The sequence below is a fragment of the Bradyrhizobium sp. 172 genome, assembly GCF_023101065.1.
Lineage (GTDB): Bacteria > Pseudomonadota > Alphaproteobacteria > Rhizobiales > Xanthobacteraceae > Bradyrhizobium > Bradyrhizobium canariense_D.
In genome coordinates, this window is the sequence record NZ_CP064701.1 from 7,848,940 (window position 1) to 7,862,686 (window position 13,747).

The 13,747-nt window shown below is 64.0% G+C and carries 13 protein-coding genes; 6 read left to right on the forward strand and 7 right to left on the reverse strand.

The features are described from left to right. The first annotated feature begins 22 nt into the window (after positions 1 to 22). The 3 genes from IVB07_RS37150 to IVB07_RS37160 all read left to right on the forward strand — a co-directional run bounded on the left by IVB07_RS37150 (position 23) and on the right by IVB07_RS37160 (position 3,115). Entirely contained in the window at positions 23 to 397 is a 375-nt protein-coding gene (locus IVB07_RS37150; protein ID WP_007598116.1) for a nuclear transport factor 2 family protein, read from the forward strand. 191 nt (positions 398 to 588) lie between these two features. After that, complete coding sequence (gene bla / locus IVB07_RS37155) at positions 589 to 1,458, forward strand: class A beta-lactamase (protein WP_247364803.1); 870 nt, start codon at positions 589 to 591, stop codon at positions 1,456 to 1,458. A gap of 49 nt (positions 1,459 to 1,507) precedes the next feature. Beyond that, complete coding sequence (locus IVB07_RS37160; protein WP_247364268.1) at positions 1,508 to 3,115, forward strand: Na+/H+ antiporter; 1,608 nt, start codon at positions 1,508 to 1,510, stop codon at positions 3,113 to 3,115. 26 nt (positions 3,116 to 3,141) lie between these two features. Here IVB07_RS37160 and IVB07_RS37165 read toward each other — a convergent pair whose 3' ends face one another. The 6 genes from IVB07_RS37165 to IVB07_RS37190 form a co-directional block, all read right to left on the reverse strand. Then, on the reverse strand, positions 3,142 to 3,963 hold the full coding sequence (locus tag IVB07_RS37165) for an N-acetylmuramoyl-L-alanine amidase (protein WP_018455915.1): 822 nt from the start codon (positions 3,961 to 3,963) through the stop codon (positions 3,142 to 3,144). A gap of 3 nt (positions 3,964 to 3,966) precedes the next feature. Then, positions 3,967 to 5,304, reverse strand: a complete 1,338-nt coding sequence (locus IVB07_RS37170) for a Rieske 2Fe-2S domain-containing protein (protein WP_018455914.1) — start codon at positions 5,302 to 5,304, stop codon at positions 3,967 to 3,969. Positions 5,305 to 5,390: 86 nt separating this feature from the next. Next, positions 5,391 to 6,287, reverse strand: a complete 897-nt coding sequence (locus IVB07_RS37175) for a TauD/TfdA family dioxygenase (RefSeq protein ID WP_204513101.1) — start codon at positions 6,285 to 6,287, stop codon at positions 5,391 to 5,393. Between the two features lie 147 nt (positions 6,288 to 6,434). Next, a complete protein-coding gene (gene ispG, locus IVB07_RS37180; RefSeq protein ID WP_018455912.1) occupies positions 6,435 to 7,718 on the reverse strand; it encodes a flavodoxin-dependent (E)-4-hydroxy-3-methylbut-2-enyl-diphosphate synthase in 1,284 nt (427 codons plus the stop codon). Between the two features lie 12 nt (positions 7,719 to 7,730). Then, positions 7,731 to 8,684, reverse strand: coding sequence for a DMT family transporter (locus IVB07_RS37185; RefSeq protein ID WP_026233051.1), 954 nt, complete (start codon positions 8,682 to 8,684; stop codon positions 7,731 to 7,733). A 35-nt stretch (positions 8,685 to 8,719) separates the two neighbouring features. Continuing rightward, entirely contained in the window at positions 8,720 to 9,214 is a 495-nt protein-coding gene (locus tag IVB07_RS37190) for a transcriptional repressor (protein ID WP_018455910.1), read from the reverse strand. Between the two features lie 157 nt (positions 9,215 to 9,371). Here IVB07_RS37190 and IVB07_RS37195 point away from each other — a divergent pair, with 157 nt between their 5' ends. The 3 genes from IVB07_RS37195 to IVB07_RS37205 are packed head-to-tail and all read left to right on the forward strand — an operon-like array spanning position 9,372 to position 12,583. After that, positions 9,372 to 9,854: a MarR family transcriptional regulator gene (locus tag IVB07_RS37195; RefSeq protein ID WP_026233050.1), complete on the forward strand. Its 483-nt coding sequence runs from the start codon at positions 9,372 to 9,374 to the stop codon at positions 9,852 to 9,854. After that, positions 9,847 to 11,022, forward strand: coding sequence for an HlyD family secretion protein (locus tag IVB07_RS37200; RefSeq protein ID WP_018455908.1), 1,176 nt, complete (start codon positions 9,847 to 9,849; stop codon positions 11,020 to 11,022). Before IVB07_RS37195 ends, IVB07_RS37200 begins: the two co-directional genes overlap by 8 nt. Before the next feature lie 4 nt (positions 11,023 to 11,026). Beyond that, positions 11,027 to 12,583, forward strand: coding sequence for an MDR family MFS transporter (locus IVB07_RS37205; RefSeq protein ID WP_247767419.1), 1,557 nt, complete (start codon positions 11,027 to 11,029; stop codon positions 12,581 to 12,583). A gap of 38 nt (positions 12,584 to 12,621) precedes the next feature. Here the strand turns inward: IVB07_RS37205 and IVB07_RS37210 are convergent, their stop codons facing one another. Continuing rightward, on the reverse strand, positions 12,622 to 13,716 hold the full coding sequence (locus IVB07_RS37210; protein ID WP_247767420.1) for an ecdysteroid 22-kinase family protein: 1,095 nt from the start codon (positions 13,714 to 13,716) through the stop codon (positions 12,622 to 12,624). Positions 13,717 to 13,747: the final 31 nt, after the last annotated feature.

The window sequence follows — 13,747 nt, forward strand, 5'->3', positions numbered from 1 at the left end:
CCATCATTCAAAGGGATGACCCATGAGCCAGAACCGTTCGAGCGTCGAAGCCGTCGTGCAATCTTACTTCGACGGACTTTACGAGGGTGATGCCGAAAAGCTCGGCGCCATCTTCCATCCCTCCGCCGATTTGCGCTGGGTCGAGAAGGGCGAGCTGCAGGTGCTGACCGTGCCGGACTGGCTCGACCGCGTGCGCAAGCGCCCCTCCGGCAAGGCCGAAGGCAAGCCGCGCGAGGATTTCATCGTCACGATTGACCGTTCGGACGACAAGACCGCCTTCATCAAGGTCCGATGCCAACTGCCGCCGCGTTTTTTCACGGACTATCTGGTGGCTATGAAGCTCGCCGATGGCTGGCAGATCGTATCGAAGTCTTACCGGTATGATCTGCGAGAGTGAGGGGCCTAATCTTCCGCTGCCCGAAATCGGGCACACTCCTCCCACATCCTCCGTCATTGCGAGCGCAGCGAAGCTAGCCAGAGTCTTTCCGCGGAGGAAGACCGGATTGCTTCGCTGCGCTCGCAATGACGATGCGGATGGAGTGCATGCCGCATCTCTCCTCCGCCCCCGTCTCGCTCAAAAGGTCCACCATGCTTCTCGACCGCCGTTCGCTGCTCGCCTCGCTGTACTGGATCGCCGCCTCCTCCGCGCTCGCCGCAGACGCGCAGCCTGAGCTCGAAACCTATGAGCGCGAGAGTGGCGGCCGGATCGGGGTCTATGCCGAGAACCTCGCGACCGGCGCAAGGCTCGCCTGGCGCGCCGACGAACGGTTCGTCATGTGCTCGACATTCAAGGCTTCGCTGGCGGCATGCGTCCTGGCGCGGGTCGATCGTGGCGAGGATCAGCTTGCGGCCATGATCCCGTACGGCAAGGCCGACCTGCTGGAGTACGCACCGGTCGCCAAGCAGAACATTGCCGCCGGCGCAATGTCGGTCACCGAGATGTGCAAGGCGATCGTCGAGCTCAGCGACAACACCTGCGCCAATTTATTGCTGGCGCGGATCGGCGGTCCCGCCGCACTCACCGCGTTCTGGCGGTCGCTCGGCGACACCGCCTCGCGGCTCGACCACAACGAGCCCGAGCTCAACCGCTCACCGCCCGGCGATCCCCGCGACACCACGACGCCGGCGGCGATGGCAGGCAATCTGCGCCGGCTGCTCACGGGCGAGGCGCTGTCGGCCACCTCGCGCGCGCAGCTCACGGAGTGGCTAGTGGGCTGCAAGACCGGTGCGAACCGGCTGCGTGGCGGGCTCCCCGCAAGCTGGAAGATCGGCGACAAGACCGGCAACAACGGCAAGGACGCATCCGGCGACATCGCGGTGGCCTGGCCCAAGCCCGATACGAAGCCCGATGCACCGATCCTGATCGCGGCCTATACCCAGGGCGGCACGCCGAGCGCGGCGCAGATCGAAACCGTGTTCGCACGCATCGGCCGCATGGTGGCCGAACGGCTGGCGTAAAGCCGCACGCATTGACGTTGCGACCGCTTCCGGGTGAAGACAGACCATCATGGAAGCGAAATTTCAGACCTTTCTCATCCTGCTCGCCGTGCTGGCGGGCACCGCGCTTGTCGCGCGCCGCTTCAACATCGCGCCCGCCATTCTGCTGATGCTCTCAGGTGTCGGCCTTGCCTTCGTGCCGGGCATGCCAGCGGTCGAACTGCCGCCGGAACTGGTGCTGCTGATGGTGCTGCCGCCGCTGATCTACTCGGCGAGCGTCGCGATGAGCTGGCGCGAGTTCAAAAAGAATCTTCGCCCGATCGTGCTGCTGGCGGTCGGTGCGGTGATCTTCACCGCGGCGTTGGTCGCAACCGCCACGCATTATTTCATCGGCCTGCCCTGGACGATCGGCTTCCTGCTCGGCGCCATCGTCGCGCCGCCCGACGTGGTGGCGCCGCTCGCGATCGCGCGCCGGCTGCATCTGCCGCGCAGGCTGATGGTCATCCTCGAAGGCGAAGGGCTCGCGAATGATGCCACCGCTCTGATCCTCTACCGCTTCGCGCTCGCCGCAATCATGGTCGGGCAATTCTCGCTGCCTCTGGCAGGCGGCGAGTTCTTGCTCATCGTCGCCGGCGAGATCGCCTTCGGCATCGGCGTCGGTTGGCTCTCCCTGCGGTTCCGCAAATGGTCGGGAGACCCGCAGGTCGAGCTGACACTGTCGCTGATCACGCCCTACGTGTCCTACTGGCTGCCCGAGCATCTCGGCGGCTCCGGCGTGATCGCCACCGTCGCCTGTGGCCTCTATGTGAGCTGGAATGGCCCGCTGCTGATCTCGGCATCGACGCGCCTGCAAGGCATCTTCTTCTGGGACCTCGTGATCTATCTGATCGAGGGCTTGCTGTTCCTGCTCACCGGATTCCAGATGCGCGCACTCTACGAGAAATCGAAGGCGTTCCCGCTCGACGACATCATGATTGCGACTGCCGTGGTGCTGGCGGTGGTCGTGATCGCGCGCTTCGCCTGGCTCTATCCCGCGACCTATCTGCCACGAATGCTCAGCAAGTCGCTGCGTGCGCGCGATCCGTCACCACCATGGCAATGGCCGTTCGTGCTTGCGCTCACCGGCGTGCGCGGCGCGGTGTCGCTGGCGGCAGCACTGGCGCTGCCGTTCACGCTGCCGCGCGGCGAGGCCTTCCCGTTTCGCGACCTGATCCTGTTCGTCGCGTTCGGCGTCATCTTCATCACACTGATCGGCGTCGGCCTCACGCTGCCCCCCGTGGTTCGTTGGCTCGGTGTCGCGGAAGCCGGTCGCAACGAGCATGCCGCCGAGCACGAGGCCGAGATCGCGGCACGGCGCCAGGCCCTCGACGCGGCGCTAAAGTCGCTCGACGCGCTGACCGAGGAAAAGGACGTGTCCGACGAGGTGATGCGGCTCCTGCGCGCCCGCCACGAGATCCGGGTCAACCAGCTGCCGGACTCGCTCGATCCCACCCACCACGACGTCTCCGCCGCCGGCACCGCCCTGACCCGCCGTCTGATCGCCACCGAGCGCAAGTTCATCCACGAGCTGCTGCGCGAGGGCCAGATCACCGACGAGACGCGGCGGCGGATCGAGCGCGATCTGGACCTGGAGGAGGCAAGCTTGGCAAACCGGGAGTACCGGGGAGGGCCGCTATAGATTCCCGTCATTGCTAGGGGCGCGAACTACCGCCTCTCGCAAAATTCCCTCATCGCCACCGCCACGGCGCCCGCAATGATCTCCTGCCGCTCCGGGGAGTTCATCGCCATCTCCTCGTCGCGGTTGATGATGGAGCCCGCTTCGAGCAGCACTGCGGCGCTGCGGGTCTGCGAGAGCACAACGAGCCCGTCATAGCGGTAGACGCCGACATCCTTGTCGAGCAATTGGCGCCGGTAGCGGCCCATCACCGGCAGGGTGTACTGGCTGGCATAGTGCAGGTCCTGCTGCTTCAGCTGCCTGCCGATCATCCGGGCCAGCATCAGGCTGGCGGCGAAGTGCGGATTCCGCTGCGACACGAACAGAGAGTGGCCCGAAAAGCGGTCGCTGAAATAGCTGTTCGCGCCGTCGAACTCCCAGCTCCCGAGCAGCTTGTCCGGCACCGAATCGTGATGGATCGACAGGAAGAGATCGGCCCGGGCGTCATTCGCGGTGCTGACGCGCTTGAACAGGCTCGGCCGCGCCTTGCCGTCCGTGACGAGCAACCGGGTCGCGGCAAAGCCTTCGGCCTTGAGCCTCGCCGTAATCAGACTTGCAAGCCGGAAGTTGAAGCCGAACTCCGTGTCGTTGCGCGCGCTCAACGCGCCGTAGGAGTCCGGGGTGTGCCCGACATCCACGAGGATCCGGAATTTCGACAGCTCACACTTGACCGGCGCGTGCGGCGGCTTGGGTTTCGCGATTTTCCGCGCGATAGCAGCATGACCAGAGTCTGCAGGCGCCAGCGACCATAGCAAGATCGACGCGACCAGCGTCGAGACGAGACTTGCGATGATGCTGCGCGGCTGTCCCAAGTACTACTCCGCTGCCGCTGTTCGCGGCCGGCCGACAAAGCCTGTGACGTCACCGAAACGCTCCAGCATCACCGCGGAAAGGTCCTTGGCCTTGCTGGTGACGCAGGCGCCCGAGCGCACGGCATGGCGATCCTGATGCGCGGCCTGCGGCGGCGGCTCGCCCTGCTGAAGCGCCCGCGCCAGCTCCATCACGACTTTCCGGAAATGCATGATACCGAGATCGGTCGGACCGAGATGCTCGCGGGTGCGGTCGGCGATCGGGCCCTGGCTGTCCTGCACGGCCGCATCCTGTTCGGAGACGCCCTTGATGCCGGTGTAGCTCCTGGTCTTCTGCATCTTGCGGTCGATCAGATAGTCGTTGCCCTTGTGGCGCAGCGGCACGTAATTGTCGCCAACCTCCGCGATCACGCCGTTGCCGCGGTCAAAGACGTCGCGCTCGGCTTGCGTCAGCGGCCGTTCCGGATTCCAGGCATAGGTGTAGATCCAGCAATTGGTGTCGGTGACGGGCACGAAAGTCTGCCCAAAGATGTTCTCACCCGGCATCGCGCTCGGGGCATAGGCGTGGAACGGCATCAGAAATTGCGCAATGCGCCAGTAGATGTTGTCGCCGCCGGTGAGCCGCCCGCCGGCGATGGTGAGGCCCGCTGCGTGCGCGGCGATCTTGATCACAGGGCGCGGATCCTCCGCGATCCAGCGCATGTGATCGCTCGACATCCGCGCGATCGGATTCACGAAATGCTTCTTGATGTCCAGGATCTCGTTCTCCTCCTTGTCGAAGGAGAGATGGGCGAAGGTGAAATGCGCGGTGTCGATCGAGCCTTCCAGCGCCTGCACCCAGTTGCAGTCCTGCCATTTCTTGCTGACATAGCGGTGCGAGGCCGGCAGCAGTGCCATTTCGAGATCGGGCAGCTCGGGCATCGCATCCGCGGGACCCATATAGGCCCAGATCATCTCGCCCCATTCGCGCGCCGGATAGGATTTGATGCGGATGAGATCCTTGGCGTTGAGGTCGGGATAGGAGGTCGGCATGTCGACGCAGCGGCCGTCGGTGTCGAACTTCCAGCCGTGATAGACACAGCGGATGCCGCATTCCTCGTTGCGCCCGAGCCAGAGATTGGCGCCGCGATGCGGGCAGTATTGATCGATGATTCCGACAACGCCGCGCGTATCGCGGAAGGCGAGCAGCTCCTCGCCGAGAACGATGATCTTCTTCGGCTCGCCGTCGGGTTCAGGGAGTTCTTCGGACAGCAGCACAGGAATCCAGAACCGGCGCAACAATTCGCCCATGCCCGTACCAGAGCCCGACTCGGTCAGGAATTTGTTGTCCTCGGCGCGGAGCATGGAAAATCCTCCCGACGGTCGTTGTTGCCGGCAAGATTGGCGCGGACGCGGGAAGACGTCAACGCGGAACGCGGCGCGCAGGCCGGTTAAACCGGCCGCTCCCCCTTCACCGTCACGCGCGTGCCGGAGCGCGTGTGCGGCCAATAATCCCACATCGCGCGGTGCTGGGTGCAGCGGTTGTCCCAGAAGGCGATGGCATTCTCTGTCCAGCGAAAGCGGCACTGGAACAGCGGATTCTCGGCGTGCTGGTAGAGATAGGCAAGCATCGCCTCGCTCTCGTCGCGCGGGATGCCGTTGATGTGGCGGGTGAAGCCGCGGTTGACGTAGAGCGCCTTCTTGCCGGTGACCGGATGCGTGCGCACCACGGGATGCTCGGCACTCGGATAGGACGGGCGGTCGGCGACGCCGTAATTGGCGTAGAGCCCGCGATAGATCGGCTCGCCGTCATGCAACGCAGTCAGCCCGTCGAGATAGGCCTTCATCCGGTCCGACAGCGCCTCGTAGGCCGCATACATGTTGGCGAACAGCGTGTCGCCGCCGCGCGGCGGGCACTGCTTGATGTAGAGGATCGAGCCCATCGGCGGCTCGTGATCGCAGGACACGTCGGAATGCCAGCCCTCGCCATTGGCCCGCGGCGAATTCGCATCCGCATAGATCTTCATCAGGGCCGGGTCTTCATCCTCATGCGGCGCGGCGGGATGGAAATGCAGCTCACCGAACTTGCGGCCGAAGGCGAGATGCTGTTGTGGCGTGATGTGCTGGTCGCGGAAGAAGATGACGAGGTTTTCGGCAAGCGCGCGGTGGACCTCGTCCATCTGCCGGTTGGAGCGCGCATCGTCGGAGACGAGCTTGCCGATGTCGACGCCCGAGATTTCCGCGCCGATGATCGGGGTCAGCTTTTCGACCGCGATGGTCTCGTAAGGCGCGCCGTCGTCCGTCGCGTGGCGATAGCGCGGGCCCTGCTTGCCGGCGAGTGAGCTCATGGCGTGTCTCCCGATGCATTCTTGCTTGGGAGCATCGTAGCAATGTAGGGCGGCTTAGCGAAGCGTAACCCGCCACTTCGCGCCTGCAAAAATAAGGCGGGTTACGCTTTCGCTAACCCGCCCTACGATTCCTGATCTGGAGCAGAACTATTCCGCCGCGGTCACCGGCACCTTGGCGCCCTGGCCGTAGCGCTGCTCGATGTAGTCGATCACGAGTGCTTTGAAGTCGGCGGAGATGGTCGGGCCGCGCAGGGTGCGGAACTTCTTGCCGTCGACGAACACCGGGGCAGCCGGCGCCTCGCCCGTGCCCGGCAGCGAGATGCCGATATTGGCGTGCTTGGATTCGCCGGGGCCGTTGACGATGCAGCCCATCACCGCGACGTTGAGCTCTTCCACGCCGGGATATTTCGTCTTCCAGGTCGGCATCTCGTCGCGGATGAAACCTTGGATCGAGCTGGCCAGTTCCTGGAATGTGGTCGAGGTGGTGCGGCCACAGCCGGGGCACGCCGCAACCAGCGGCACGAATGTGCGGAAACCCATGGTCTGCAAGAGCTCCTGGCCGACCTGCACCTCGCGGGTGCGGTCGCCGCCGGGCTCCGGCGTCAGCGAGATGCGGATGGTGTCGCCGATGCCCTGCTGCAACAGGATGCCGAGCGCGGCCGAGGACGCCACGATGCCCTTGGTGCCCATGCCGGCCTCGGTCAGGCCGAGATGGATCGCGTAGTCGGAACGGCTGGCGAGATCCTGATAGACCGCGATCAGATCCTGCACGGCCGAGACTTTGGCCGAGAGGATGATGCGATTCTTCGGCATGCCGAGTTCCTCGGCGCGCGCGGCCGAGAGCAGCGCGGATTGCACCATGGCCTCGCGCGTCACCGCGCGCACGTCGCGCGGATCGGGGGAGGCGGCGTTCTCGTCCATCAGCTTGGTCAAGAGCTCCTGGTCGAGCGAGCCCCAATTGGCGCCGATGCGCACCGGCTTGTTGTTCTTGTTGGCGATCTCGATGATGTCGGCGAACTGGGTGTCGCGCTTGTCCTTGAAGCCGACATTGCCGGGATTGATGCGATATTTGGCGAGCGCCTCGGCGCAGGCCGGATAGGCGGCGAGCAGCTTGTGGCCGATATAGTGAAAGTCGCCGATCAGCGGCGTGGTGATGCCGCGCTTGAGCAGGCCGTCGCGGATGTGCGGGACGGCAGCGGCGGCCTCCTCGCGGTCCACGGTGATGCGGACCATTTCGGAGCCCGCGCGGGCGAGCGCTGCGACCTGGGCAATGGTGCCGTCGATATCGGCGGTGTCGGTGTTGGTCATTGACTGCACGACGATCGGGGCACCGCCGCCGACGGCAACGTCGCCGACCTTGACCTGGGTGGTCTTGTGCCGGGGCGCGGGGCCCGCGACGTCGGAATCGATGGTTTTTTCGAGCTTGTTCATGGCGTCCAAATATCAGGTTTTGGTGACGTTCAGCAATGCATCGCGCGGCGCCGCAGCGGATTGACTGGGACGGTTAACCAGAAAAAGCCCAGCAATGACAAGGAGGGCGGCAGCCCCGAATGTCAGGTTCAGCGTGTCGTGCATGATGAAATAGCTACCCACCACGCCAAACAAAGGGGTGATGAAGGTAAAAGCCGACAATTTGCTGGCCGAATAGGTCTTCACCAGCGCGAACCAAAGCGTGAACGTGGTTCCCACGACCCAGATCGCCTGGAAGGCCATCAGGCCCAGCGACAGCGGCGACGGCGTGTGGGGGATGGTCTCCCCGAACAGCCAGGCGGCCAGCCCCAGGATCGGGATCGAGGTCGCGACCTGGTAGCCCAGAGCCTTCTCGGGCGCCGCGAAGCGCAGCCGCGTGCCCTTGGCAACTAGCGTGGTCGCCGCCCACAGCGCGGCGCCGCCGACGATCATGAGATCGCCGAGCAGGACATGCGAATCGACGTTGGGCTGCGGCACGCCGATCGCGAGCGCGACACCGGCAAAGCTGATGGCGAGCCCCAGCCATTGCGTCCCGCCAAGTCGCTCGCCGAGCACCTGGTAGGAGCCGAGCGCGACGAAGAACGGCGCGGTGTAGAGGAACACGACCGCCCGCGATGCTGGTGTGAACCGCAGGCCCTGGAAGATCAGCACGAACTCGATGCCGAACATCAGTCCGGCGATGACGCCGGGCTTCCAGGTGCCGTCGCGCTCGAAGAATTTAACGCCGCGCAAGCTGCCGATGATGAACAGCACCGGCAGCGCGCCCATCGAGCGGAACGTGGCCTGAAGCATCGGCGGAATGTCCGGCAGCACCAGCTTCACGGCGATCTGGTTGAACCCCCAGGTCAGGCACAGCATGAGCATCAGGGCGATGGCGCCGGCACTGAGGGGACGACCGGCGGACGGTATGGCTTGAGGTGAGGACATTTCTTCCTAAAAACCGGCTTTGCGCCGTTGTTGCTCTATGCGGCTTTCTGACAATGCGCACAAACGCCCGTGATTTCCACCACCGACAATTTGGGAGCGAAGCCTGAGCTGCGCGCGGCGGCGTTGAGGTCCTTGGCGAAGGATGCCGACGGAATCTCACCGACCAGGCCGCAGCGCTCGCAGATCAGGAACGTCACCGCCGAGATCGCGTCGTGGTCGTGAGCGGCGCAGGCGAGATAGGCGTTGCGGCTTTCGATCCGGTGCACGAGGCCGTTGGCCATCAGGAAATCGAGAGCACGATAGACCGTGATCGGCGCCGGCCGCGACATCGACTTCGCCAGTTCGTCGATGACCTCATAGGCGCCGAGCGGCCGGTGGCTCGAGAGCAGCGCCCCCAGTACATGGCGGCGTATAGGCGTGAATTTCTGCGCGCGCTCTCCGCAAACGGCCTCGGCATGCGCCAGCGCATCCGCGGTGCAGCGGCCGTGATCGTGATCGGGCGCGGGAAATGCCGGTTTTGCGAGGGTCATGCGACCGGCGTTCTAGCATTTCGAAAGGGGAACCCAAAGCAGGACCGGCGATGCGGCCAGCAGCCATGCTCGGCCTGCGGGACAGCGTCCCGCAAACCCGCCATGAAATAATCATAAGCTTGCTTATTATATTGCAAGCTTATTGGAGACCAAGCTCATGAGCCCAGGGCCCGTGGACCAGAACTTCCTGTTTACGCTCGCCGAGCTCTATCGCCTGCTCCGGGTCTATGCCGACAAGGAAGCCTCGCGCTTCGGCATCACCCGCGCGCAATGGGCGGTGCTGGCCAAGGTCGAGCGCAGCGAAGGCATGAAGCAGTCGGAACTCGCCGAGCTTCTCGAGGTGCAGCCGATCACGCTGACGCGCCTGATCGACAAACTCTGTGACAGCGACTGGATCGAGCGACGCAACGATCCTTCGGATCGCCGCGTCAAGCGGCTGTACCTGAAGAAGGCCGGGCGGCAGTTGCTCGGGCGGATGAGCGGGCTGAAGTCCGAGCTCACGGCCAACGCGCTCGACGGCATCACTCCGGCGGACGCCCATCGCCTCCTCACCCAACTCGAAACAATCAAGGAAAACGTGCGGTCCGCGATCCAGAGCAGCGGAGCGGAACAAGCGCGTAAGGAGCAACGCTATGGCTGATCAGGTTCTCAAGTTCCAGCCCGAGCAGAAAATCGACGGCGGCAAGCCCACCAAGAAAGCCGGCACCGATCCGCGCCGCCGCCTGGTGGCGGGCCTGCGCCGCTATCGCCGCGTGCTGCTCCTGGTTGTGCTGCCGCTCGTCGTCGCGGTTGCCGGCTTCACCTTCTATCTCAATGGCGGCCGTTACGTCGGCACTGATGACGCCTATGTCGGCGCGCAGAAAGTGCTGGTGACCCCTGATATCTCCGGCAAAATCCAGAAGGTCGTCGTCAAGGAAGGTCAGGTCGTCAAGCACGGCGACGAGTTGTTCGAGATCGACCCCGCTCCGTTCCGTCATGCGTTGGAAGAAGCCAAAGCGCAACTCGCCCAAGCCCGCATCACCTATGACAATCTTGTTGCCAACATCAAGATCTACGGTGACATGCTCAATCTTGCCCAGCAGGGCATGGACCTGAAGCAGCGCGACGTCGAACGCAAGCAGTCGCTGGTGAAGAACAATTACGGCTCGCAGCTCGATCTCGACAACGCGTCCAATGCACTGGTTACCGCCGGCGCGCAGGCGCAATACATCAAGCAGCAACTCTCCAATGCCAAGACCCAATTGCTGGGGAATCCCGAGTTGCCGCTGGAGCAATTCCCCGCCTACGCGCAAGCGAAAGCCAAGCTGGACGATGCCCAGCGCAACCTCGACCACACCGTGCTGCGCGCGCCGATGGATGGCGTGGCAACACAGGTCGAACAGATCCAGCTCGGCCGCTACGTCGCCGCCGGCACGCCGGTGTTCTCCATCATCGACGTGGCCCATCCCTGGGTCGACGCCAATCCGAAGGAGAGCGACCTCACCTACGTCACCGAAGGACAGCCGGTCACGCTCGAGGTCGACGCGTTCCCGAACCATACCTTCAAGGGCAAGATCGGCTCGCTCTCGCCCGGCACCGGCGCGCAATTCGCGATCCTGCCGCCGCAGAACGCCAGCGGCAATTTCGTCAAGGTGGTGCAGCGCGTGCCGATCCGCATCTATTTCGACGAGACCGACAAATACGTACGCAAGCTGAAGGCCGGCATGAGCGTTTACGCCACCATCGACACCGGCCACCAGCGCTCGCTCGCCGGTCTGCTCGGCCTGTCGGCGACCGCGAGCCAAGACAAAGATCAGGACAAGGACTAATCCTATGGCGGAGTCCAATCCCGCCCTTATGGTCCCCGGCCTGCGCCGGAACATGGTGACGATCTGCGCCATGACGGCAACCATCATGCAGGCGCTGGACACCACCATCGCCAACGTCGCCCTGCCCTACATGCAGGGCACGCTGTCGGCTTCGCAGGACCAGATCAACTGGGTGCTGACCTCCTACATCGTCGCCGCCGCGATCATGACGGCACCGGTGGGCTGGATCGCCAACCGCTTCGGCCGCAAGCGCATCTTCATCATCTGCTCGGCCGGCTTCACCATGGCATCGGTGCTGTGCGGGCTTGCGCAGGACATCAACCAGATGGTGATTTTCCGCCTGCTGCAGGGCGTGTTCGGCGCGGCCCTGGTGCCGTTGTCGCAATCGGTGATGCTCGACTATTACACGCTCCAGGAACGCGCCAAGGCGATGTCGATCTGGGGCATGGGCGTAATGATGGGGCCGATCATGGGTCCCTCGCTCGGCGCCTGGCTGACCGAGACTTATTCCTGGCACTGGGTGTTCTTCGTCAATTTGCCGTTCGGCGCCATCACCGTGATCGGGCTGATCATCTTCATCGACGAGACCCGGAAGGATCTCAGTCTCAAGTTCGACTGGTTCGGCTTCGCGGCGCTGGCGGTCGCGATCGGGTCGCTTCAGCTCGCGCTCGACCGCGGCGAGCAATTGGGCTGGCTCGAATCGGGTGAGATCCTTGCGGAGTTCATCGTCTCGGCCGTCGCCTTCTACTTCTTCATCGCGCATTCCTTCACGACCTCGACACCGTTCATCCGCTTCGGGCTCTTCAAGGACCGCAATTTCGTCACCGGCTGCGTGTTCATGGTCGTGATGGGCCTCGTGCTGTTCTCGACCATGGCGCTGGCCTCCCCCTATATGCAGAACGTGATCGGCTATCCCATCATCACCGCGGGCCTGCTGCTGGCGAGCCGCGGCTTCGGCACCTTCTTCGCCATGATGCTGGTCGGCCGCATGATGCGTTACATCGAAGCCCGCACACTGATCATCACCGGCCTGACGCTGACCGCGGGCTCGCTGTTCCAGATGACCGGCTGGACCGATTTGACCCAGGTGCCGGAGATCGTGACCGTCAGCGTGATCCAGGGCTTCGGCTTCGGCCTCGTCTTCGTGCCGCTTTCGACGGTGGCATTCCTGACCTTGTCGAATGAGCTGCGCACCGACGGCACCGCGATGTTGACCCTGATGCGCAACGTCGCGAGCTCGGTGGGCATTTCCGTCGTCATCGCCCAGCTGACACAAGGCACGCGGCGGACCTACGCGATCCTGTCCGAACACATCAACCCGTTCAACCATGCGCTCCAGATGCCCAGCGTCAGCGGCATGATCAATCTCTCCACCGACGCCGGTCGCGCCATGGCCGATCGCATGGTCAGCGTGCAGGCGCAGATCATCGCCTTCGCGCACGACTACGAGCTGGTGATGTTCTTCATCCTCTGCACCATCCCGCTCGCCCTGCTGATCGGCTCGACCAAGGCCACCCTGCGCAAGCAGGCGGCGGGGCCGGAACATGCGGTGATGGAGTGATGCCTTCGCCGGGACGACACCGATGATGTTGCGCGCCTCTACCCCAAAATCTCCTCGCAGCCCAGATCCTCGACCGCCATCATCACCCGCTCCAGATTATTCCACCAGATCACCGGTGGGATGTTGATGCTCCACTGCCAGACTGGCTTGGTGATGTGCCACAGCACCGACCGCCGATAGTCCTGGTCGAGCGCGCCGCGCGTATAGCCGCTGACACCGTGCGCCATCAGCATCTCGTGATAGCGATTGAGCAGCGGGCGTTCGAGCGCCTGCCGGCGCTCTGGATACCATTGCGTCGCCATCATATAGGCAAGGTCGTGGGTAGGAACGTTGATGCGCCAATGATCGAAATCGAAAATGCGCACAGCGTCAGCGATGCCCGCGCGTGGCAGCAGGAAATTCCAGGTATGGGCATCGCCGTGAGCGATGGTCACATGGCGATGCGAATGGTAGCGTTGCAACAGTTGCTCGGCCTTGTCGATGAAGCGCCGATACAGGGTCCGCCGCTCCTCACTGAGGCGATCACCAAGCAAATCGGCGAAGCGGTCGTAATGGCCGGCGAATGTCTCTATCAGACTCGCCGTATCATCAAGGCGCATCCAGGTGCCGATGGTGTCGCCGAGACCCGCATGGTCCCACCAAGATGCATGCCAGCGGGCGAGCGCCGTTACGATCGCCATCGCCTGATCGCGTGAGGGCGGCAATGGCCAGTCAGCTGCAACGTCATGGCTGTCGGTGAGATCTTCGAGCAGCAGATGCCAGTCCTGGCTCTCCTCGTCGAAATGCCCATCGTAGCAGCGCGGCACGATGTGCGACGGCATATTTGGCGCAAGGCGGGTGTAGAAGGCCACTTCCTGCCGACCAGAATTTGCCAGCGACTTGGCGTAGGCCGGATTCGGGATCTTCAGGATGACAGAGTGCGGGGACCCGGCTGCTTCCCCGACATAGCGCAGCCCAAGTCGGATAACGTGCGACACCATGGCGGGGTATTGGTGCAGCACCTTCACCTCGCGCACGGCGCCCGCATCCAGCACGCCGCCCCTGCGTAGCGCAGCGGTCAGTCGAGCCCGCTCAACGACCGCCGGCAGTTGTGGAGGTGTCATGGACGCCACGATGCCCTCGTCCCGGACCATACTGCACAATCACACCCCCCGGCACCAGCAA

Excerpts from the sequence above, each read along its gene's own strand:
- IVB07_RS37150 (WP_007598116.1), top strand. The coding sequence starts at position 23 with ATGAGCCAGAACCGTTCGAGCGTCGAAGCCGTCGTGCAATCTTACTTC.
- bla (WP_247364803.1), top strand. The coding sequence starts at position 589 with ATGCTTCTCGACCGCCGTTCGCTGCTCGCCTCGCTGTACTGGATCGCC.
- IVB07_RS37160 (WP_247364268.1), top strand. The coding sequence starts at position 1,508 with ATGGAAGCGAAATTTCAGACCTTTCTCATCCTGCTCGCCGTGCTGGCG.
- IVB07_RS37170 (WP_018455914.1), bottom strand. The coding sequence starts at position 5,304 with ATGCTCCGCGCCGAGGACAACAAATTCCTGACCGAGTCGGGCTCTGGT.
- IVB07_RS37175 (WP_204513101.1), bottom strand. The coding sequence starts at position 6,287 with ATGAGCTCACTCGCCGGCAAGCAGGGCCCGCGCTATCGCCACGCGACG.
- ispG (WP_018455912.1), bottom strand. The coding sequence starts at position 7,718 with ATGAACAAGCTCGAAAAAACCATCGATTCCGACGTCGCGGGCCCCGCG.
- IVB07_RS37185 (WP_026233051.1), bottom strand. The coding sequence starts at position 8,684 with ATGTCCTCACCTCAAGCCATACCGTCCGCCGGTCGTCCCCTCAGTGCC.
- IVB07_RS37190 (WP_018455910.1), bottom strand. The coding sequence starts at position 9,214 with ATGACCCTCGCAAAACCGGCATTTCCCGCGCCCGATCACGATCACGGC.
- IVB07_RS37195 (WP_026233050.1), top strand. The coding sequence starts at position 9,372 with ATGAGCCCAGGGCCCGTGGACCAGAACTTCCTGTTTACGCTCGCCGAG.
- IVB07_RS37200 (WP_018455908.1), top strand. The coding sequence starts at position 9,847 with ATGGCTGATCAGGTTCTCAAGTTCCAGCCCGAGCAGAAAATCGACGGC.
- IVB07_RS37205 (WP_247767419.1), top strand. The coding sequence starts at position 11,027 with ATGGCGGAGTCCAATCCCGCCCTTATGGTCCCCGGCCTGCGCCGGAAC.
- IVB07_RS37210 (WP_247767420.1), bottom strand. The coding sequence starts at position 13,716 with ATGGTCCGGGACGAGGGCATCGTGGCGTCCATGACACCTCCACAACTG.